We start from the raw sequence: 19,445 nt of genomic DNA, 5'->3' as shown, positions 1-19,445 counted from the left end.
CACGTCCATACAATTCCCAATGGCGCCTGCCCCCTAACCTCACGGCTTTCGAACCCGAGCGCTGGAGAATGGGCATGCGTAACAAAGCAATCAAGGTATCCGTAGCATTGACGCTGTTGGCAAGCGCCATGATGAACAGCGCTTTGGCGGCCACCCCAAGCGTCGCCGTGGCGCCGCAATACGACACCAGCCACGTGTATGTGGCGCCGGCCGATGTCGACCGTTTCGCCCAGAGTTTCCTGGCCACCTTCGGCGGCAAGAGCACGCCCCAGGTGGTGGTGAATGTGCTGCCGGTGCCGAGCAGCACCACTTCGCAATTGCTGCAAACCCCGGCGGGCACGGTCTCGTTGTTCGGCTTCACCACGCCCGTGCCGCATCCGTTCGGCCAGGAACGCAACGGCTATCTGGTCAAGGACATGGACATAGCCCTCAAGGCGGCGCGGGACAATGGCGCCGATGTGATCGTCAGCGATTTTCCCGACCCCATCGGCCGTGATGCCGTGGTGCAGTGGCCGGGCGGCGTCAACATGCAGCTCTACTGGCACACCAAGGCCCCGGACTACGCGGCGTTCGAGGCGGTTCCGGAGAACCGCGTGTATGTGTCCAATGACAGCGCCGAGCGCTTTATCAAGGCGTTCCTCGGCTTCTCCCACGGCAAAATAGTGAACGACGACAAGCACGCTCCCGCCGCTGATGTCGGCCAAGCGGGCGGCGAGTACCGTCGCGTCGAGATCGAGTCAGCCTTCGGGCGCATGGCGGTGCTGGTTACCAATGGCCATCTGCCCTACCCGTTCGGCCACGACACCACCGGCTATCAAGTCAGCGACCTGGCCGCCACCCTCGGCAAGGCCAGCGGGTCTGGCGCTAAGGTGCTGGTGCCCGAGTTCGACAGCAAAGGCCGGCGCAGTGCAATGGTCGAATTCCCCGGCGGTTATGTCGCGGAAATTCACCAACTCACCGCGAAAAAATGATCCGGCACACAGGCTGGAGCCTGGCCGTGCTGTGGCCGCTGCTCGTCGGCAGCGTCCACGCCGACGATTCACCGAGCCGACCGGCGATCAAGGCCAATCGCTGGCAGGAAGACTGGTCGGTGCTCAAGGATCCGGTGCTGCGCACGCAGCCGCTGGACACCCTCAAGTACATCCCGCTGTCGGGCGCCAACCCGTTCACCTACCTGTCCCTGGGCGCGACCTTGCGCGAGCGTTTCGAGATGAATGACGCCAGCGGTTTCGGCGTGAAGAACGTGGCCCGTGATCGCTACCTGATCCAGCGCTTCCAGGTTCATGCCGACCTGCATTTGAATGAACACTGGCGCGTGTTCACCCAGCTCGAGGACGTGCGCGCCTATGACAAAACCACCCTGGGCGGCGCCGATCAGAACCGCGTGGATTTGCGCCTGGCCTTCGCCGAATACGTGAACACCTTCAGCAGCGGCACGTTCAAGAGCCGTATCGGTCGCCAGGACTTTGCCTTCGACTTGCAGCGCTTCATTTCGTCACGGGACGGCCCGAATGTGCGGCAGTCGTTCGATGCGTTGTGGGCCGACTGGGAAACGCCGAACTGGCGCTTTATCGGGATCGCCAGCCAACCGGTGCAGTACCAGGATGGCCGGCATTTCGACGACAAGTCCAACAGTGACGCGCGTTTTCATATGCTGCGGGTCGAGCGCCTGGTGGGCGGCACAAATGAGCTGTCGGCCTACTACGGCGTGTATGAGCGCAGCGCGGCGCACTACTTGGACGCCGATGGCGACGAAACGCGCCAGCTGTTCGATGCGCGCCTGGGTGGCGCGGCCCAGGGCTTCGACTGGGACATCGAAGCCATGCTGCAAGGCGGCTCGGTGGGCAGCAAAGATATTCGCGCCTGGGCCGGCGGCAGCCGCACCGGCTACACCTTCGACAGCCTGGCGTGGAAGCCGCGCCTGGGCCTGCAACTGGACATTGCCTCGGGCGATCGCAAAACCGGTGACGGCACCGTCGGCACCTTTAACCCGCTGTTTCCCAACGGCTACTACTTTTCCCTGGCGGGCTATACCGGCTACAGCAACCTGATTCACGTCAAGCCATCGATCACCGTCAAGCCGATCGCCAAGCTCAGCGTGCAAACCGCCATCGGCCTGCTGTGGCGGCAAACCACTGCGGATGCGGTCTACACCCAGCCCAACCTGCCGGTCGCCGGCACTGCGGGCCAGGGTGAACGCTGGACCGGTGCCTACGGTCAGCTGAGAACCGACTACGCCTTCACGCCGAACCTGACCGGCGCGGTCGAAGCCGTGCACTACGCGGTCGGCCAGACCCTGCGTGATGCCGGCGGGCACGACAGCAACTACCTGGGCATGGAGCTCAAGTTCAGTTGGTAATTGAGGCAAGCACACCGATACAAGCCCGGCTTGTTTTTTTGGCGCAGGCTTTTCGCGATGTAACAAGGCGGATTTTTTACTCAGTCTTTTCATGCAGACACAGGAGTTTCAGATGAGCACATTCGTTGCCAAAGACGGTACCCAGATCTACTTCAAGGACTGGGGCAGCGGCAAACCCGTGCTGTTCAGCCACGGCTGGCCGCTGGATGCCGACATGTGGGAATACCAGATGGAATACCTGAGCAGCCGTGGCTTTCGCACGATCGCGTTCGACCGCCGAGGCTTTGGTCGCTCGGACCAGCCGTGGACCGGCAACGACTACGACACCTTCGCCGACGATATCGCCCAGTTGATCGAACACCTTGACCTGACGGACGTGACCCTGGTGGGTTTCTCCATGGGTGGCGGTGATGTGGCCCGCTATATCGCGCGCCATGGCAGCGCGCGGGTCGCCGGGCTGGTACTGCTGGGTGCGGTGACGCCGATCTTCGGGCAGAAAGCCGATTACCCGCAGGGCGTGCCCAACGACGTCTTCGATGGCATCAAGGCCGGCCTGCTGAAGGACCGCGCGCAATTCATCAGCGATTTCAACACGCCGTTCTTTGGCCTCAACAAGGGCCAGAAAGTCTCGGAGGGCGTGCTCACCCAGACCCTGCAGATCGCGCTGCAAGCCTCGCTGAAAGCCACCGTGGATTGCGTCACCGCGTTCTCCCAGACCGACTTCCGCCCGGACATGGCGAAAATCGACGTGCCGACCCTGGTCATCCACGGTGACGGTGACCAGATCGTTCCGTTCGAAACCACTGGCAAAGTTGCCGCCGAGATGATCAAGGGCGCGCAACTGAAGGTGTACAAAGATGCGCCCCACGGGTTTGCCGCCACCCACACCCAGCAGCTCAATGAAGACCTGCTGGCCTTCCTGAACCGCTGAGTAACCCCTGTGGGAGGGGGCTTGCTCCCGATAGCGGTGGTTCAGTCAGTGTACTGATAACTGACCCACCGCTATCGGGAGCAAGCCCCCTCCCACAGTTGAATCACCTTTACTATTCAGGCCAATCGCTGCCCCAGCCTCAGACTCCCCGGCCCCGCAATCAGAATGCTGGTGAAGATAATCATCAACAGCCAGCCAAACTGCCCTTCGAACAGCGTCCATTCCGGATGCACCACCAGCAGCGCGATCACCAGCACCGCCAGGATCGGCAGGCATGCCAGGCGCGTCCACACCCCCGCGATGATCAGCAGCGGGCACAGCACCTCGGCAAATATGGCCAGCAGCAAGGTGATCGGCGCGCCCAGGTGAAACGGGTCTTCGATCAGCTTCAACTGGTCGCTGTAGTTGAGCAGCTTCGGCAACCCATGCACCCACAGCAAAAACAGCGCCCCGCTGACCCGCAGGAACAACAGCCCGACATCTTGTTTTTTTGTTTCGTTCATATGCCACCTGTGTCCGTCGAAAATGACCGACCGCCAGTGTGGCCCTGGCCGCGACGATGGGCTTGCAGGCGTGTGCTGACCTTAGGTCGGCGACGCTGAAAAACCCGCAACGATTTCATCGATCACCACCCGCACCCGTGCGGTATGACGCAGGTCGGCGTGGGTTACCAGCCAGACGTCATAGGGCAACGGTCGCGTGCGCTGCGGCCACAGGCGGACCAGGCCGTCGCGTTCGCCGGTGTACACCGGGATCTCGCCGATGCCAATGCCGGCGGCAATTGCGCGGCGTACCAGCAGGCTGGAGCTCAACGCTGCCACAATCCGCCCGCGCCCCAACGGTTCGCAGACCAGCGTCAAGTCTTTCTGGCTTTGCAGGTAGGGTTGATACACCACCAGGTCATGGCCTTCGAACAGGCTGCCGGGTTCCGGCACGCCGTGGCGGTCGATATAGGACTGCGCCGCGAACAGCCCCACCGGCCAGCGGGCGATGCGCCGGGCGATCAGGTCCGGATTGTCCGGGCGGATATTACGCACGGCGATATCGGTTTCACGCTTGGCCAGGCTGAGGAACTGGGTCGAGGCGTCCAGCTGCACGCGCACGTCCGGGTGCTGCTCATGCAGACGCGCGATGGCCGGGATCAGGAAGTCGATGGCCAAAGAGTCGGTGGTGCTGACGCGCACGGTGCCGGTGAGACGCTCATCCAGCCCTTGTATCTGGCGCTGCAACTCCAGGGCCGAACGCTCCATTTTTTCCACCGAAAGCAACGCGGCTTCGCCGACGGCGGTCAAGGCATAGCCCTCGGAAGTGCGCAGGAACAACGTCGCGCCGAGGGACTTTTCCAAGGCGTTGATCCGCCGCCCGACCGTGGCCTGGTCCACGCCCAGCACCCGAGCCGCGCCACGTAATGTGGTTTCCCGGCATACCGCGAGGAACACTCGCGCATCGTCCCAATTCATCAATACCTCCGCTGCGTAAACGCATCAACGCGCCGCAAATTCGCTGCATTATTGCATCAGCAATCCTGGCTATGCTGGGCGCCACAGAAAAATATCCAGGACCGCAATCATGCTGCACACACAGGCTTCATCCCGAAACGCCGTCTGGTTACCGATCTTCGCCGGGCTCTGCGCCAGCCTGGTCAGCATCGGCCTGGCGCGCTTTGCCTATACGCCGTTGATCCCCGCGCTGATCCAGGCCCAGTGGTTTTCCGCCAGCGACGTGGTCTACCTCGGCGCCGCGAACCTGGTGGGTTACCTGGTGGGCGCGCTGATCGGACGGCCCATCGCCCGAGCGACGTCCAACAAAACGGCGCTGCGCCTGATGATGGTGGCAGTGACCCTGGCGTTTTTCGCCTGTGGCTATCCGTTGTCGGTGCTGTGGTTCTTCGCCTGGCGCTTGCTGTCGGGCATCGCCGGCGGCGCGATCATGGTGTTGGTAGCGGCGACCGTGCTGCCGCATGTTCCGGCCCCGCGCCGTGGCGTGGCCAGTGGCGCGATTTTCCTCGGCATCGGCTTGGGCATCGCCGGCTCCGGCACAATCGTGCCGCCGTTGTTGAGTCTGGGCCTGCAGCAGACCTGGTTCGGCCTGGGCCTGCTGGCCCTGGTGCTGACCGCCGCCAGTTGGTTCGCCTGGCCCAACGGCACGCTGCAGGAGGCAACGCCGCCAACGGCTAAAGCGCCGACACCGGCAGCGGTGTACCTGCTGTTCGCGCAATACGCCTTCATGGCGGCGGGCCTGGTGCCGGCCATGGTGTTCCTGGTGGATTACGTGGCACGCGGCTTGGGTGCCGGGGCGCATGTCGGGGCGATGATCTGGGTGATGTATGGCCTGGGCGCCATCGTCGGGCCGGTGACCTACGGATTTCTTGCCGACACCCTCGGTGCCCGCTTGAGTATTCGCGTCGTGCTGGTGATACAGGCGATTGCATTGGGCTCGCTGGCGGTCTCCAGCTCGTTCGTGGCCCTTGCCGTATTGGCGCTGATCCTCGGCTCGTTCCCGCCGGGCATTGTGCCGCTGGCGCTGGCGCGAATCCACGAACTGATCCCCGAGCATCACTCGCAGCAAATCGCCTGGAGCCGGGCGACGGTGTCTTTTGCCACCTTCCAGGCGCTCGCCGGCTTTGCCTACTCGGCGCTGTTCAATGGCAGTGGCGGCCAGCATGGGCTGTTGTTCCTGATCGCGGCTGGCGCCATTGTGGTTGCACTGTTGCTGGAAGCGGGCATGATCTGGCTGAACCGTCGACCGCTCGCCACGGTCCCAACCCATACGCTCATCGTCACAGGAACCCCTTCATGACCCTGCCTCAAGAAATGACCCTGATCGAAATCACCGCTCCCGGCGGCCCCGAAGTGCTGCAACCGCGACGTGCAGACGTACCGGTGGCCGGCCCGGGCGAGATCCTGATTCGCGTGCATGCGGCCGGGGTCAACCGCCCCGACGCCTTGCAGCGGGCCGGCAAGTACCCGATGAAACCCGGCATGAGCCCGATACCCGGCCTGGAAGTGGCCGGTGAAGTGGTGGCGCTGGGCGAAGGCGTGGATCAATACGCGCTCGGCGATAAGGTCTGCGCCCTGACCAATGGCGGCGGCTATGCGCAGTTCTGCGCGGTGCCGGCCAGCCAGGCGTTGCCGATTCCCGAAGGCATGGACTGGATTCAGGCCGCTGCCGTGCCGGAAACCTTCTTCACCGTCTGGGCCAACCTGTTCGGTCTGGGCGGCGCCTGCAGCGGCGAACGCGCCTTGATCCACGGCGGCACCAGCGGCATCGGCACCACCGCCTTGATGCTCTGCCAGGAATTCGGTATCCAGGCCTTCGCCACCGCCGGCAGCGCCGATAAATGCGCGGCAATTGCCAAGCTCGGCGCGCAGCCGATCAATTATCGCGAGGAAGATTTTGCCCAGGTCATCGCCGAGAAGACCGCCGGCCAGGGCGTGGATGTGATCCTCGACATCATGGGGGCCTCCTACCTCAACAACAACCTCAAGGCCCTGGGCATGGACGGCCATTTGGTGATGCTGGGCTTTCTCGGTGGCGGCAAGGCCAATGATGTGGACCTGTTGACCATTCTCGGCAAACGCGCGGTGATCACCGGTTCGCTACTGCGCGCCCGCACTCGCGAAGAAAAGGCCGCGATTGCCGAGCAGTTGCGTGAACATATCTGGCCAGTGTTGAGCGAAGGGCGCTGCCTGCCGATCATCGACAAGGTGTATGAATACACCGACGCCGCCCAGGCCCACGCCCGCATGGAAGGCGGGGACCATATCGGCAAGATTGTGTTGCGCGTCGAATAAACCCTTCCCGCCCCTGTGGCGAGGGAGCTTGCTCCCGCTGGAGGGCGAAGCCCTCCCCTACAGGGGTAACGCTCAGCTCAGTCCGGTTTGGCATATTCCGGATAATCGACATACCCCGCCTCAGTCCCGCCATACAACCCTTCAGCCTTCAACGCATTCAACGGCCAGCCATTGAAAATCCGCTGCGGCAAGTCCGGGTTGGCAATAAACGGCCGCCCGAATGCAATCAGGTCCGCCAGCCCTGCCTGTACCAGTTGCGCGCCACGCTCAGCGGTGTAGCGACCGGCATAGATGATGCGCCCGCTGAAGGTGCTGCGCACGGCCTGGCGGAAGCTGTGCGGCAGGACGGGGGCGTTATCCCAGTCGGCTTCGGCGATGGACACATAGGCGATACCCGACTGCTCCAGCACTTTGACCGCTTCGATGTAGGTGTGGTGCGGGTCTTCTTCCACCAGGCCGATGTACACGCGATCTTGGTCGGTGCCGCTGAACAAAGGCGAAAAGCGCACGCCCACACGTTCCGGACCCACTACGCGGCAGACGGCTTCGACGATCTCGCGCAGAAAGCGCAGACGGTTGTCCAGTGAGCCGCCGTATTCATCCTCACGCTGGTTCGAATGGGCCGAGATGAACTGGTTGACCAGGTAGCCGTTGGCCGCATGAATCTCCACCCCGTCAAAGCCTGAGTCCAGTGCATTGCGCGCCGCCTGTGCGTAGTGACCGACCAGTTCCTCGATCTCCAGCACCGTCAGGGCACGGGGTACCGGGGGCTGTTTCAGCTCGCCGACACCCGGCGCGGTTTCGATAAATGCCTTCGCTTGCACGGCCTGGATCGCCGACGGTGCGACCGGCGCGGCGCCCTCGGGTTGCAAGGCGTTATGGGATACGCGGCCCACATGCCACAACTGGGCGAAGATCACCCCGCCCTCGGCATGCACCGCCTCGGTGACCTTGCGCCAGCCGTCGATCTGCGCCGGCGTGTAGATCCCCGGCGTCCACGCGTAACCCTGGCCACGCGGCTCGATCTGGGTGCCCTCGCTGACCATGAAACCGGCGCTGGCGCGTTGACGGTAGTAGCGGGCCATCAAGTCGGTGGCGATATCGCCGGGTTGGGCACTGCGCTGGCGCGTCAGGGGCGGCAACACGATGCGGTTGTTCAAGGTGTGATGTCCCAGTTTTACTGGGGTGTTCAATGGACGAGCCATGGGATATTCCAAATTCAGGACGAACGAAAACACTGGCGACTCTCGCGAGCCGCCAACGCATCAATCGGTTATTTAAATTAAGCGGTGAGTTTCAACAGGGCCTTGGCCACTTCGCTGGAGCTGCCGGGGTTCTGCCCCGTCACCAGCAAGCCATCGACGATCACGAAAGACTGCCAGTCAGCGCCCTTCTCATACTTGCCACCCAACTGCTTGAATTCATCTTCAATCAGGAAGGGCACCACCTCGGTCAATTCCACTGCCGCCTCTTCCGAGTTGGAGAACCCGGTGACGCGACGGCCCTTGATCAAGGGTTCGCCGTTGACCGCCTTGACGTGACGCAAGGCACCCGGTGCATGGCAGACCAACCCGACAGGCTTGCCGGCACGCTCGAACGACTCGATCAGCGCGATGGAAACCGGCGACTCGGCCAGGTCCCACAGCGGGCCGTGGCCACCTGGGTAGAACACGGTGTCGAAGTCATCGGCGTTGACCGAATCCAGTTTCACCGTGGTGGCCAAGGCCTGTTGCGCGGCCGGGTCGGCGGCGAAGCGTCGGGTTTGGTCGGTCTGGAAGTCCGGCAGGTCGCTGACCGGGTCCAGCGGCGGCTGGCCACCGGCGGGCGATGCCAGCACGACGTCGGCACCGGCGTCCTTGAACGCGTAATAGGGAGCGGCAAACTCTTCGAGCCAGAAGCCGGTCTTGCGGCCGGTATCGCCAAGCTGGTCGTGAGAGGTCAGTACCATTAATACTTTCATTTTCCAGTGCCTCGATCGTTGTGATTAACAGGGTTTTCGGGGTGGCCCAACAACTGTCGGGTCAGCCCCAGCGCCTCATCGAACGGCGCGGTGGTACGGGTAATCTTGCCCATGACGCTGGTCCCCAGCCACAACGCATACAAGCGTCGCGCCAGGCTTTCGGGGGGTTGCCCGATCATCAGCGAGCCGTCTTGCACACCGTGCTGCAGCGCCAGGGCGAGCAACTCGATGGTGCGTGAAGTGCCGCGTTGCAACGCCAGGCGCATCGGCTCTGAAAGGTCAGACACTTCGGCGCCGAGTTTGACGGCCAGGCATTTTCCGGCGTCGGTGCAGCCGGTGTGGTTGTCGATCCAGGCCTGCCAGTAGCGCATCAGCTTGGCGTATGCAGACAAGTGCGCCTGGCTGAACAACTGCTCCATGGATTGTGTGTAGTTATCGAAATAGGTATCGAGCAACACCACACCGAAGGCGTCCTTGGAGCTGAAGTAGTGATAGAACGAACCCTTAGGCACGTCGGCGGCTTGAAGTATTTCGTTCAATCCCACCGCGGAAAATCCCTTGCTGCCCACAATCGCTTGCGCACTTTCAAGAATGGTCTGCCGTGCACTTCTGGTTTCGCTGTTCATGCTTCGCCCCTGCCGATTAGACCAGTCGTCTAGTTCGTTGGAGGAATGTTAGGGCCGCAGGCGCAGGCTCACAATGTCATATGCGCAAGGATTCCGGCCATCGGCCAAAGGCAGTTGCCGTTTACCTGGCACGCGCCGACAATCGCCTCTCCCGCGCCCCTTGGAGAATGCCGATGCACAGCGTTGCGTTGATGGTTTACCCGAATTTCCAGTCCTTGAGCCTCAGCCTGGGCTCGGTGTTCGAGTGCGCCAACCTGCTGCGGGGCGAGCCGGCCTATGAGTTTCACCTGGTGTCGGAAAGCGGCGGCGCGGTCATGACCTCCCAGGGTTTTTCGGTGAACACCGCGCCGATTCGGCCGCAGGGTTACGACACGCTGATCGTCAGCGGCTACCTGGAGTTTCGCCTGCCGGAAGCCAATCTATTGGAGATGGTCAAGGCCGCCTCCGCGCAATCGCGCCGCGTGGCCTCGCTGTGCATGGGTATTTTCGTGCTGGCCGAAGCCGGTTTGCTCGAAGGTAAGCGCACCACCACCCACTGGATCCATGCGCCGGCGTTTCGCAAGCGCTACCCCGATATCCGCCTGGAAGAAGACAAGTTATTTGTGGTGGATGGCCAGGTGTGGACCGGCGCCGGCATGAGCGCCGGGGTCGACCTGGCGCTGGCCATGGTCGAGAACGACCTGGGCAGCGACCTGGCCCGGCGCATTGCGCGCAAGCTGGTGATCGCACAACGGCGCGGCAGTGAACAGTCGCAACTGTCGGCCTTGCTGGAACTGGACCCTAAGTCCGACCGCGTCCAACTGGCCCTGGCCTACGCCCGCGAAAACCTCACCCACGACCTGTCGGTGGACGCCCTGGCCGATGTCGCTCGCCTCAGCCCCCGCCAGTTCAGCCGGGTATTTCGCGAAGAAACCGGGCAAACGCCGGCCAAGGCCATTGAGGCGCTGCGCGTGGAGGCGGCGCGGGCGATGATGGAAACCAGTCGCCACCCGGTCGAAGTGGTAGCCCGCGAGACCGGCTTTGGTGATCGCGAGCGCATGCGCCAGGCGTTCCTGCGAGCCTTCGGGCAACCACCGCAGGCGATGCAGCAGGTGTTGTTCAGCCCCGCCCAGGCCCATGGCCGCTCAATGCAGTGAAGCGTGGGTCACCAGGTAGCTGATCAAGTGCGGTTCATCCTCGAGTTCGAGGGTCTGCACCGGGCGCGGCAGGTTATCCAGCACCGTGCGCCAGAACGCCTGGGACACTTCGTCCTGGTCATAAAACCGCACCAGCCAATTGGCCTCGCCGCTGCACAGCACTTGGGTGGCGATGGCGCGGCCGATGCCTTTGCGGCGGTAGCGCTTGAGGATGAACAGGTCGGCCAGCTCCAGGGCATCGATGCCTGGCAGTTCGCCGCCTTCGATCAACAGGAAGCCGGCCACATAACCGTCGACCAATAACAGGTTGGCGCTCCACTGCGGGTCTTGCCAATAGCGGGCCAGGTGCTCGTCGTGGATGTAGAAACGGCCATCGGCCTCGACATCTTCCTGCTCCCAATCCGAAGACTCATAGGCGTAGTACTGGTAGAGATTACGGATCAGCTCGGCGTGTTCAGGGCCGGTCTGGATCAATTCGACAGTGGTTTCAGGCATGGGGCTCTCGGTGAAAAAACGCAGGGCGCCATTGTTCACAAATCGGCTGGCAAGGCCAATACATTGCCCAACCTTTCTATTGGCTGAACCGATTGCAAATAGCCCTGGCCCCTGGCCGAAATCCAGAAACATTTAGAATAAACTTCGCCGGCTCTCCCTTTTTTCAAGGACACGTATTTTGACTAACGTCTGCTCCGCCGGCCTGGATGTGGGGTTTGCCTCCCTGGATTACCTGCAGATTTTTATCCTGGGGGTGATCCAGGGCATTACCGAGTTGCTGCCGGTATCGTCCACCGCGCACATGCGCGTGGTGCCGGCCCTGCTTGGCTGGCAAGACCCCGGCTCGGCGTTTTCCGCAGCGATGCAGTTGGCGGCGCTGGCGGCGGTGGTGAGCTACTTCTGGCGCGATGTACAGCAAGTGACCACGGGCAGCATCAGTGCCGTGCGCCGGGGCGACTACAACGACCGCTGGTTCAAGCTGGCGGTGGCGATTGTGCTGGCGACCATCCCGATCTGCATCGCCGGCCTGGCGCTGTCGTCAACCTTGAATACCTGCAACTCGCCGCTGCGTGGGCTGATGGTGATCGGTATTGCCTGTGTGGTGATGGCGATATTACTGGCGGCAGCCGAACTGCGCGCCCGTCACACCCGCGAGGTGAGCGAAATGCGTTTGCGTGATGCGTTGATCGTGGGCATCGCGCAGATCGGCGCATTAATTCCCGGGGTCTCGCGCTCGGGCTCGACCTTGACCGCCGCGCTGTTCCTGAATTTCAAACGCGAAGAAGCGGCACGCTTTTCATTCCTGCTGGGCCTGCCCGCCATCGCCCTCGCCGGCCTGAAAGAACTGTGGGTGCTGCTGCACGCCGACCTGCCCGCCCACGCCTGGCCGCACTTGATCTTCGGCCTGGCGGTGGCAAGCATTTCGGCGTTTTTCGCGATATGGGGCCTGATGAAGTTTCTGGAACGCTTCTCCACCTGGCCGTTCGTGATCTACCGCGCGCTGCTCGGGGTGTTTTTGATTGGGGCGGTCAGCACCGGGCTGCTGAGTTGATCGTCCAGGCACTGCTTCCATAGGTTGCGAACCAGGGTTTTCATGGTGAGTGCCTCGGCCCAGCGATCACTGAGTTCCCGGCCATCCGCGCCGGTGATCGCATAGGGCGGCGGGCCGAGTTCGCAGGTGAAGGACAGGCTTTGGGGGGTATTCGGGCGGGCCAGCCAGTCCTCGATTCCGTAGCGCCACCAACCGATAAAGCGTTCTACCCAGGGTTGATGCTGCGCAAAATCCAGCGCGACCTGCACCTGTTCACTACTGGCTACGCGCCCATGAAAGCCCCAGCTATGGCGCAGGATGGTGCGTATCTGTTCATCGTCGTCGGCGGCGCCGGGTTCGGGCAATTCGCGACCGACCACGTAGTGGGACAGGTCCGCCAGCAGTTTCAGGTCAGGCATGTGCGCCAGCAGGTCGAGGGTGAACGGCAGGTCACTGGTCAGGCGATAACGGTGGGTTTCCAGCAGGATCGGGAAATCCACCTGCTCGGCCAGGCGTTGCCAGCCTTCGATCAACCGGCCCGCCTCGGCCTGGGTACGCGGGCGCACGTCGGCTTGCAGGGTAAGGTGATGACAGCCGTAGCGGCTGATCACCTCCAGTGCGCGCGCCAGGTCATCCACCGACTGCGGGAACAGTTGGCCTTCGATCTGCAAACCCCGTGCGGCGGTGGCCGCGTGCAAGCGTGCGACCTCGGCCGCCTTCCAGTAATGATCAGTGACGCCATCGAAGCCGGCGGCGGCGATTCGATCCAGTTGCGCCTCGAGCGGGCCGGGTTCGGTGTGCATCGCCCACAGCGATTGGAATACCAGAAATTCGCGCATGTCAGCCCCGCAACCAGTGTTTGAGAGAGATCGCAGGATCAGCCAGGCCCACCGACGGCAACGGCACATGGGCGATGATCAGGCGTTCGCACAGCTTGATGTCCTTGGCCACGCTGTTGCCCGGCGCCCAGCCGCAGGCGCCTTGCAGATACCCATCGGTATCGAGGTAGAGCAGCAGCAAACCGCCGTGGGGCAAGGCGCGGCTGACCACCCTCGGCGTCATCACACCGACCGTCTGCAAGCCCCAGTCATAGTGGTCGGACCAGAAACCCGGCACGGCGTCGAATGGCAATGCCCGGCCCAGCAGGTTCAATGCGGCATGCCGCCCTTGGGCCTCGGCATTGCGCCAGGTTTCCTGACGCTGATAGAGGCCGCCAAGCCGGAACTCGCAGACGTCTCCCGCTGCGTAGATATTCGCCGCGCTGGTGCGCAAGTGCGCGTCAACGCGAATGCCCTGCCCGACGTCCAGCCCGGCCGCTGCGGCCAGTTCGATATTGGGTTGCATGCCGATACCGACCACCACCAGGTCACACGGCAGCGTCTGCCCGTCCACCAGGTGTACGGCGTCGGCCTGGATGGATTCCACAGTGACGTTCAAGCGCACGTCCACACCCTGCTCGCGGTGCAGATCCAGCAATGCTTCACTGATGATCGCTGGCAATACCCTGCCCGCCAGGCGCGGCCCGGCTTCGAGCACCGTCACCGCGCAGCCCAGGCCGCGCGCGGTCGCCGCCACTTCCAGGCCGATAAACCCGCCGCCGACGATCACCAGCCGGGTGCCGGGGCGCAACTGGGCGCGCAGGGCCAGCGCTTCATCGTGGGTGCGCAGGTAAAGCACATTGGCCTGGGCTTGAGGCAGACGCCGCGCACGGCCGCCAGTGGCGAGTAGCACGCCGGCATAGTCCAGCCAGCGGCCATCGACCAGTTGCAGCCGTTGCTGCTGCGGCGCCAGCTGGCTGACCGCATTGCCGGCGATATGCTCGATATCCAGCTCGGCCAGCCGTGCACTGTCGCACAGGCTGCACCCGGCCAGGTCCTGGCTGCCTTGCAACAGGGCCTTGGACAGCGGCGGTCGTTCGTAGGGCGCGTGCGGTTCGTCGCCGATCAGGATCAGCCGACCGTCGTAACCCTCCTCGCGCAGGGTCAACGCCGCACGGCCACCGGCATGGCCGGCGCCGACGATAATCAGGGGCGCGCTCATCATCACGCCGTGACAGCGAGCAACACTCGCCCCGCTTCGACCCGTACCGGGTAGGTCTTCAGGTTGACACAGACCGGCGCGCCCAGGGCCTTGCCAGAGCGGTAATCGAAACGCCCGTTGTGCTTGGGGCATTCGATCACATGGTCCATGACCAGGCCGTCGGCCAGGTGGATTTTTTCGTGGGTGCACAGGCCGGCGGTGGCGAAAAACTCATTGTCGGCGGAGCGGAACACCGCATAGGTGTGTGCCCCGTGGTCGAAGCGCAACACGTCTTCTTCGTCGATTTCGCCCACGGCGCAGACGTCGATCCATTGATCGTTCATGATTTTTCTCCAGGTGAATAACGTTCCTGGTGGCGAGCGAGCGTGCTCGCGCTGGGCTGCGAAGCGGCCCCAGGATCGCGATTGAGGGTTATCTGAAAGACCGCGTCAGGTTTATTGGGGCTGCTGCGCAGCCCAGCGCGAGCAAGCTCGCTCGCCACTATGGGTGGGGCGCTGGACGAAATAGGTCGGGTCGCTGCGCTGCTTCCACAGGGTTGGCAGGATTTCCTTGTAGGCCTCGAACAGATTGGCGTACGGCGGCGGGCAGTCGCTGCGGATTTCTTCGTGCAGCTTGTCGAGCGCGTGGTACGGCACCATCGGGTACATGTGGTGCTCGAGGTGGTAGTTCATGTCCATGTAGATAAAGCGCAGCACGCGGTTCATGTAGATGGTGCGGCAGTTGCTGCGATGGTCGAGCACATCTTCGGCCAGGCCCACGTGCTGGGTGAGGCCGAACAGGTAGCCGAGCCAGGCGCCATAGAGACTCGGCAGCCCCACCAGCATCAGCGGCAACCAGCTGTGCAGGTACAAGGCGGTGCCGATGATCAACGCGTAAATGCCCACCCAGATGCGCGCGGCGCGAAACACCTTGGGCCATTCGGATTCGGGGATGAAGTCTTGCTCCTGGGCGCTCATGCGGCCGATGACATGGCGGGCCACACCACTGAAGGTCTTCCAGGCCAGGGGCAGATTGAACAGGCTCAGAAACATCATCCAAAAGCTTGGCGGACGCGGCTCGACGATCTCCGGGTCACGGCCGACGACGATGGTGTCGGTGTGATGCCGGGCATGGCTCCAGCGCCACACATGGGGTTCGAACAGGCACATGAAGCACGCCACCGGGTACAGCGCGTCATTCATCCAGCGGGTCTTGAACGCCGTGCCGTGCCCGGTTTCGTGCCAGCGCGGGTTGGAGGCGGTGCCGTAGAGCACGCCATAGGCGAGGAAGAACGGCACACAGGCCCAGGAGCCCCAGAACCAGTAGCCGCCAAAGCCTGTGACGAACAACGCGGTGAACCAGATGGCCGTGTCGACCAGGGCCGGGCCGTCACGGCGCTGCATCAATTCCTTCATGCGTTTGCGCGGGATCGGCGACTGGTACCAACGGGCCGAGACCAGGCCTTTTTCGGCGGCGCGGGCGGCTTCGGGGCCGGTCAGGCTGTAATCGCGCCGGGCGCGGTGAGCGGTGTGTTCAGGCATTGTTATTGTTCTCCGCAAGCGTGGGGTTTCAGGGGCTTTGCGAAACCAACCATAGAGCGCGGCCAAATCAGCCTCAAGGGCTTGAATCCATTCCCTATCAAGCTATCATCCAGGCCCAGCGGGGCTTGATAGTTTTCTATCAAGACGCTCAAGGGGCTCGCCATGCACAACCCTAAACGCCCGACCATTGCCACGGTTGCCGCCCATGCGGGACTCAGCGTGGCCACCGTCGACCGTGTATTGAACGCTCGCGCACCGGTCAACCCGGACACCGCCGAACAGGTGTTCCAGGCTGCCGAAGCGGTCGGTTATTTCGCCGCGCGGCTGATCGGCCAGCGCATCCGCGAACGGCGCCCGACCTACCGTTTCGGCATTCTCCTGCTAGGCACCGCCCAGGCGTTCTATGCCAACCTGGCCCAGTCGATCAGCACGGCGGCGCAGCAGCACGCCAGCGCCAACCTGAGCTGCCAGTTCGAGTACATCGTCGACCGCACACCCAGCGCCATCGTCGCGCAGATCGAGCAACTGGCCGTGCAGTGCGACGCGCTGGCGGTGGTCAGCTTCGCCCACCCGTTGATCAATGCGTGCCTGGCGCAGATCCGCGCAGCCGGGGTGCCGGTGGTGGCGCTGCTCTCGGACATCCACGAACGCGCGGCCGAACCTTATGTGGGCCAGGATAATCACGTCGTCGGGCGCACCATGGGCTGGCTGTTGGCGCGCACCTGCGGCGCGCGCAAAGGCAGTGTGGGCATTCTGCTGGGGGGCCACCGTTTTCTCGGCCACCAGGCACGGGTCGAAGGCTTGCACAGCTACCTGGCCGAACACGCGCCGGGGCTCAAGCCCTTGGAACCGCTGATCAATCTGGACAACTGCGACATCACCGAGGAAGCCACCCTCGACCTGCTCAGCCGCCACACCGACCTGCGCGGCTTGTGCGTGGTGGGCGGTGGCGGTGACGGCGTGATCAACGCCCTGGCGCAACTGCCCAAGCGCCCGGCGTTGTGCTGCATTTTGCAGGAGTCCACCGAACTGTCGCGCCAGGCCCTGGGCCGAGGGTTGATCGATGTGGTGATGGATTCGCAGCCGCAGCAGACGGCGGTGGCGCTGGTGGACCTGCTGGTGGCGCTGCAGAGCGACGAGGCGTTCGATCCGGCGCGGCATCGGGTGCACATCCCGCCGCACATCGTCACCTCGGAAAACATGGGCACCTGAAGAGGGGGCTTGCCCTGATGCCAGTCAGTCAGAGCTTTTTGTAGGAGCGAGGCGGGCGGCTAGCCCTTGCTCGCGAAAAATTCAGGCCCCCCGCGTTTATCCAGAATAAACGCGTTGCCTGGGCGTTTTTCGCGAGCAAGCTCGCTCCTACAGAGGGCGGCGTGCGCTTCATCGCCCTCCCGCATCGGTAACCGTTCACCGGCCGCGAAAATCCCCGGCATTCAGCCCGAACCGATTCATCTTGTTGTACAGCCCGCCACGGGACACGTTCAGCTGCCGGGCGGCCAGGCGGATATTGCCAGCGGTGCTTTTCAGCGCGGCGACGATGGCATGCATTTCATGGCTGCTCAGGTCTTGCGTAGGTGGCGCGGCATATGGGCTGGCCGGGACGCGCGGCCTGGCCTCCAAGGGTAAATCGCCAGGCTCGATCCACTCGCCCATCGCCAGGTTGGTCGCCCGCTCAATCGCGTTTTCCAGCTCGCGCACGTTGCCCGGCCAGCCATGGGCCGACAGCAACGCCAACGCGTCCGGCGAGAATCCTTGCAGCGATTTGCGCAATGAGCGCGCGCAACGCTGCAGGAAATGCCGCGCCAACAAGGGAATATCGTCACGGCGCATCCGCAGGGGCGGCACGGTGATATTCAGCACATTGAGGCGGTAGTAAAGGTCTTCGCGGAACGCTCCCTCGGCCACCGCCTGGCTGAGATTGCGGTGGGTCGCCGCAATGATGCGCACATCCACTGGCCGTGAGGTCTTCGCGCCCACGCGGGTCACCTCGCCTTCCTGCAACACGCGCAACAGGCTGACTTGCGCGTCGAAGGCCATGTCGCCGATTTCATCGAGGAAAATCGTCCCGCCATCGGCCAGTTCGAACTTGCCCGCCGAACCGCCACGCGCCGAGCCGGTGAAGGCGCCTTCGGTATGGCCGAACAATTCGCTTTGCACCAGGTCCCGTGGGATCGCGCCGCAATTGACCGCGACGAAGGGGCCAGTGCAACGCTCGCTGGCGTTATGAATGGCCTGGGCAAATAACTCTTTGCCGGTGCCGCTTTCGCCGAGGATCAAGGTGGTGGAATCACTGCGACTGGCGATGCGCCCCAGGTGCAGTGCGTCCTGGATCGCGCGCGAGGTGCCTTGGATGGTTTCAAAGGTGTAGCGGGCCTGGGTGCCGACAATGCGCCGGGTGATTTCACGGATGCGGCGGTTTTCACGCACCGACACGATCACCCCACCCTGCTCCAGCGGGCACACCGAGACAAGGCAGGCGAGCTGGCTGCGGTCGTGCAAGTGAAAGGTGCAGTCCAAATCGCGCACGTTTTCGCCGCCGCGCAGCAGCATGGCGTCGCTCAGCTCGCTGCGAGCGAGGCGGTGGAAAGGGCTGCCAAGCAGCTCCAGGCCCACATTGAACAGTTGCCTTGCGTAGCGATTGATCGCCTTGATGCACCCGCGTTCATCCAGCACCACCAAGCCTTCGTTAAGCACTTCAAGCACGGTTTGTTGCTCTTGCAGCAACGCTTGCAGCGCCATCTGCCGCGACACGGCCTCGGCGGCCGCCTGGACGGTGCCCAGGGTATGGAAGTGAAACCAGCCGGGCTCGGCCGTCAGCGTCAGCATGGCCAGGGTCTGGCCCTGTGCATTCTTGATCGGCGCGGCGGCGCAGTGCATGCGGCGTTGACGCAGGCCGACGGCGAAGTTCTCTTCGGCCAGCACATACACCAGATGATCTTCGGCCAGCGCCAGGCCGGTGCAGTTGGTGCCCTGCACCGATTCAAGCAGGCGACTGCCCACGGGAGTGATGTCCAGCCCGCAAAAATACAAGGTGGTGCCGTCGGCGTCGGTGAGGTTGATATGACCGCGCGGGTTATAGGCCAGCAAACCATGCATGACTTGCGCGGCGGCGGCGATCAGCACGCGGTGGCTGGCCAGGGTGGCCGCCAGTGTGTCGGCAGCGACGAAGCGATAGGCGTTGTCTGCCGGATCGATGCCGGCCTCGACGCTGCGCCGCCAGGAATCCCAGATCGTTTGCCGCACCTCGGGCGGGCGCTGCAGCTGGCCGTCCAGGCAGGCCTGCCACGCCTGCTCCAAGGCTGCGACCGGGCCGTCATTCAGCGCGGCGGGGCCCAGCGCCGTCAGGTAATCGAGGTCTTGCGCACTGATCGCCATGCTCATAAGTGGTGTCCATGTTCATGTTTTCGACATGTCAGCATAGACATGTCATTTAAATGAACACCATTTTTCTGATGTTTATTTAAAACCGTTAAATATCAGTCGCTTGGATTTTGGCACAGCCCTTGCTCTTACCCCTTTACCCGCCAGGACCGTCCTGAGGCCAACAATAAAAA

Annotated in this window: 19 protein-coding genes; 8 read left to right on the top strand and 11 right to left on the bottom strand. The window is 63.2% G+C overall.

Going from position 1 to position 19,445, the window contains the following annotated elements; all coding sequences use genetic code 11:
* Nucleotides 1-74 precede the first annotated feature (74 nt).
* The 3 genes from C4J93_RS11820 (at nt 75) to C4J93_RS11810 (ending at nt 3,290) form a co-directional block, all read left to right on the top strand.
* Nucleotides 75-971, top strand: a complete 897-nt coding sequence (locus C4J93_RS11820) for a VOC family protein (RefSeq protein WP_124429395.1) — start codon at nt 75-77, stop codon at nt 969-971.
* The gene (locus C4J93_RS11815) at nt 968-2,359 is read left to right on the top strand and encodes an alginate export family protein (protein WP_124429394.1); all 1,392 of its coding nucleotides are present in this window, start codon (nt 968-970) and stop codon (nt 2,357-2,359) included. The genes C4J93_RS11820 and C4J93_RS11815 overlap by 4 nt, the downstream gene beginning before the upstream one ends.
* Nucleotides 2,360-2,471: 112 nt before the next feature.
* A complete protein-coding gene (locus C4J93_RS11810; protein ID WP_124429393.1) occupies nt 2,472-3,290 on the top strand; it encodes an alpha/beta fold hydrolase in 819 nt (272 codons plus the stop codon).
* Between the two features lie 116 nt (nt 3,291-3,406).
* Here C4J93_RS11810 and C4J93_RS11805 read toward each other — a convergent pair whose 3' ends face one another.
* Nucleotides 3,407-3,793 (bottom strand): DoxX family protein, encoded by a 387-nt coding sequence (locus tag C4J93_RS11805; protein ID WP_124429392.1) that lies wholly within the window; start codon nt 3,791-3,793, stop codon nt 3,407-3,409.
* 81 nt (nt 3,794-3,874) lie between these two features.
* Nucleotides 3,875-4,750: a LysR family transcriptional regulator gene (locus tag C4J93_RS11800; protein ID WP_124370437.1), complete on the bottom strand. Its 876-nt coding sequence runs from the start codon at nt 4,748-4,750 to the stop codon at nt 3,875-3,877.
* Nucleotides 4,751-4,859: 109 nt separating this feature from the next.
* Between C4J93_RS11800 and C4J93_RS11795 the strand changes: the two genes are divergently transcribed.
* Nucleotides 4,860-6,089: a YbfB/YjiJ family MFS transporter gene (locus C4J93_RS11795; RefSeq protein WP_124409622.1), complete on the top strand. Its 1,230-nt coding sequence runs from the start codon at nt 4,860-4,862 to the stop codon at nt 6,087-6,089.
* The gene (locus C4J93_RS11790) at nt 6,086-7,084 is read left to right on the top strand and encodes an NAD(P)H-quinone oxidoreductase (RefSeq protein WP_124403926.1); all 999 of its coding nucleotides are present in this window, start codon (nt 6,086-6,088) and stop codon (nt 7,082-7,084) included. The genes C4J93_RS11795 and C4J93_RS11790 overlap by 4 nt, the downstream gene beginning before the upstream one ends.
* Nucleotides 7,085-7,161: 77 nt before the next feature.
* On the opposite strand, the gene C4J93_RS11785 is transcribed toward C4J93_RS11790, so the two are convergent.
* The 3 genes from C4J93_RS11785 to C4J93_RS11775 form a co-directional block, all read right to left on the bottom strand.
* On the bottom strand, nt 7,162-8,289 hold the full coding sequence (locus C4J93_RS11785) for an alkene reductase (RefSeq protein ID WP_124429391.1): 1,128 nt from the start codon (nt 8,287-8,289) through the stop codon (nt 7,162-7,164).
* Between the two features lie 77 nt (nt 8,290-8,366).
* Nucleotides 8,367-9,044 carry a type 1 glutamine amidotransferase domain-containing protein gene (locus tag C4J93_RS11780; RefSeq protein ID WP_124429390.1) on the bottom strand — a complete coding sequence of 226 codons (678 nt, stop codon included), beginning with the start codon at nt 9,042-9,044 and terminating at the stop codon, nt 8,367-8,369.
* Entirely contained in the window at nt 9,041-9,670 is a 630-nt protein-coding gene (locus C4J93_RS11775; RefSeq protein ID WP_124362492.1) for a TetR/AcrR family transcriptional regulator, read from the bottom strand. The genes C4J93_RS11780 and C4J93_RS11775 overlap by 4 nt, the downstream gene beginning before the upstream one ends.
* A 173-nt stretch (nt 9,671-9,843) precedes the next feature.
* Here C4J93_RS11775 and C4J93_RS11770 point away from each other — a divergent pair, with 173 nt between their 5' ends.
* On the top strand, nt 9,844-10,806 hold the full coding sequence (locus tag C4J93_RS11770) for a GlxA family transcriptional regulator (protein WP_124366733.1): 963 nt from the start codon (nt 9,844-9,846) through the stop codon (nt 10,804-10,806).
* Here C4J93_RS11770 and C4J93_RS11765 read toward each other — a convergent pair.
* Entirely contained in the window at nt 10,795-11,301 is a 507-nt protein-coding gene (locus C4J93_RS11765; protein WP_124429389.1) for a GNAT family N-acetyltransferase, read from the bottom strand. The genes C4J93_RS11770 and C4J93_RS11765 overlap by 12 nt on opposite strands.
* 178 nt (nt 11,302-11,479) lie before the next feature.
* On the opposite strand from C4J93_RS11765, the gene C4J93_RS11760 reads away from it, so the two are divergent.
* Nucleotides 11,480-12,352 carry an undecaprenyl-diphosphate phosphatase gene (locus tag C4J93_RS11760; protein ID WP_124429388.1) on the top strand — a complete coding sequence of 291 codons (873 nt, stop codon included), beginning with the start codon at nt 11,480-11,482 and terminating at the stop codon, nt 12,350-12,352.
* Here C4J93_RS11760 and C4J93_RS11755 read toward each other — a convergent pair.
* The 4 genes from C4J93_RS11755 to C4J93_RS11740 all read right to left on the bottom strand — a co-directional run bounded on the left by C4J93_RS11755 (nt 12,292) and on the right by C4J93_RS11740 (nt 15,891).
* Complete coding sequence (locus C4J93_RS11755; RefSeq protein WP_256660172.1) at nt 12,292-13,170, bottom strand: sugar phosphate isomerase/epimerase; 879 nt, start codon at nt 13,168-13,170, stop codon at nt 12,292-12,294. The genes C4J93_RS11760 and C4J93_RS11755 overlap by 61 nt on opposite strands.
* 1 nt (nt 13,171) lies before the next feature.
* Nucleotides 13,172-14,371, bottom strand: coding sequence for an NAD(P)/FAD-dependent oxidoreductase (locus tag C4J93_RS11750; RefSeq protein ID WP_124429387.1), 1,200 nt, complete (start codon nt 14,369-14,371; stop codon nt 13,172-13,174).
* Between the two features lie 2 nt (nt 14,372-14,373).
* A complete protein-coding gene (locus C4J93_RS11745; RefSeq protein WP_053128781.1) occupies nt 14,374-14,694 on the bottom strand; it encodes a MocE family 2Fe-2S type ferredoxin in 321 nt (106 codons plus the stop codon).
* A gap of 111 nt (nt 14,695-14,805) precedes the next feature.
* A complete protein-coding gene (locus C4J93_RS11740; protein WP_124429386.1) occupies nt 14,806-15,891 on the bottom strand; it encodes a fatty acid desaturase family protein in 1,086 nt (361 codons plus the stop codon).
* Between the two features lie 162 nt (nt 15,892-16,053).
* On the opposite strand from C4J93_RS11740, the gene C4J93_RS11735 reads away from it, so the two are divergent.
* Nucleotides 16,054-17,103 carry a LacI family DNA-binding transcriptional regulator gene (locus C4J93_RS11735; protein WP_124429385.1) on the top strand — a complete coding sequence of 350 codons (1,050 nt, stop codon included), beginning with the start codon at nt 16,054-16,056 and terminating at the stop codon, nt 17,101-17,103.
* 195 nt (nt 17,104-17,298) lie between these two features.
* On the opposite strand, the gene C4J93_RS11730 is transcribed toward C4J93_RS11735, so the two are convergent.
* Nucleotides 17,299-19,272 carry a sigma-54-dependent Fis family transcriptional regulator gene (locus tag C4J93_RS11730; RefSeq protein WP_124429384.1) on the bottom strand — a complete coding sequence of 658 codons (1,974 nt, stop codon included), beginning with the start codon at nt 19,270-19,272 and terminating at the stop codon, nt 17,299-17,301.
* Nucleotides 19,273-19,445: the final 173 nt, after the last annotated feature.

The sequence above is a fragment of the Pseudomonas sp. R2-37-08W genome, from assembly GCF_003851705.1.
Lineage (GTDB): Bacteria > Pseudomonadota > Gammaproteobacteria > Pseudomonadales > Pseudomonadaceae > Aquipseudomonas.
The sequence above is the reverse complement of the archived record's forward strand: the minus strand, read 5'-3'. Positions and strand labels throughout refer to the sequence as shown.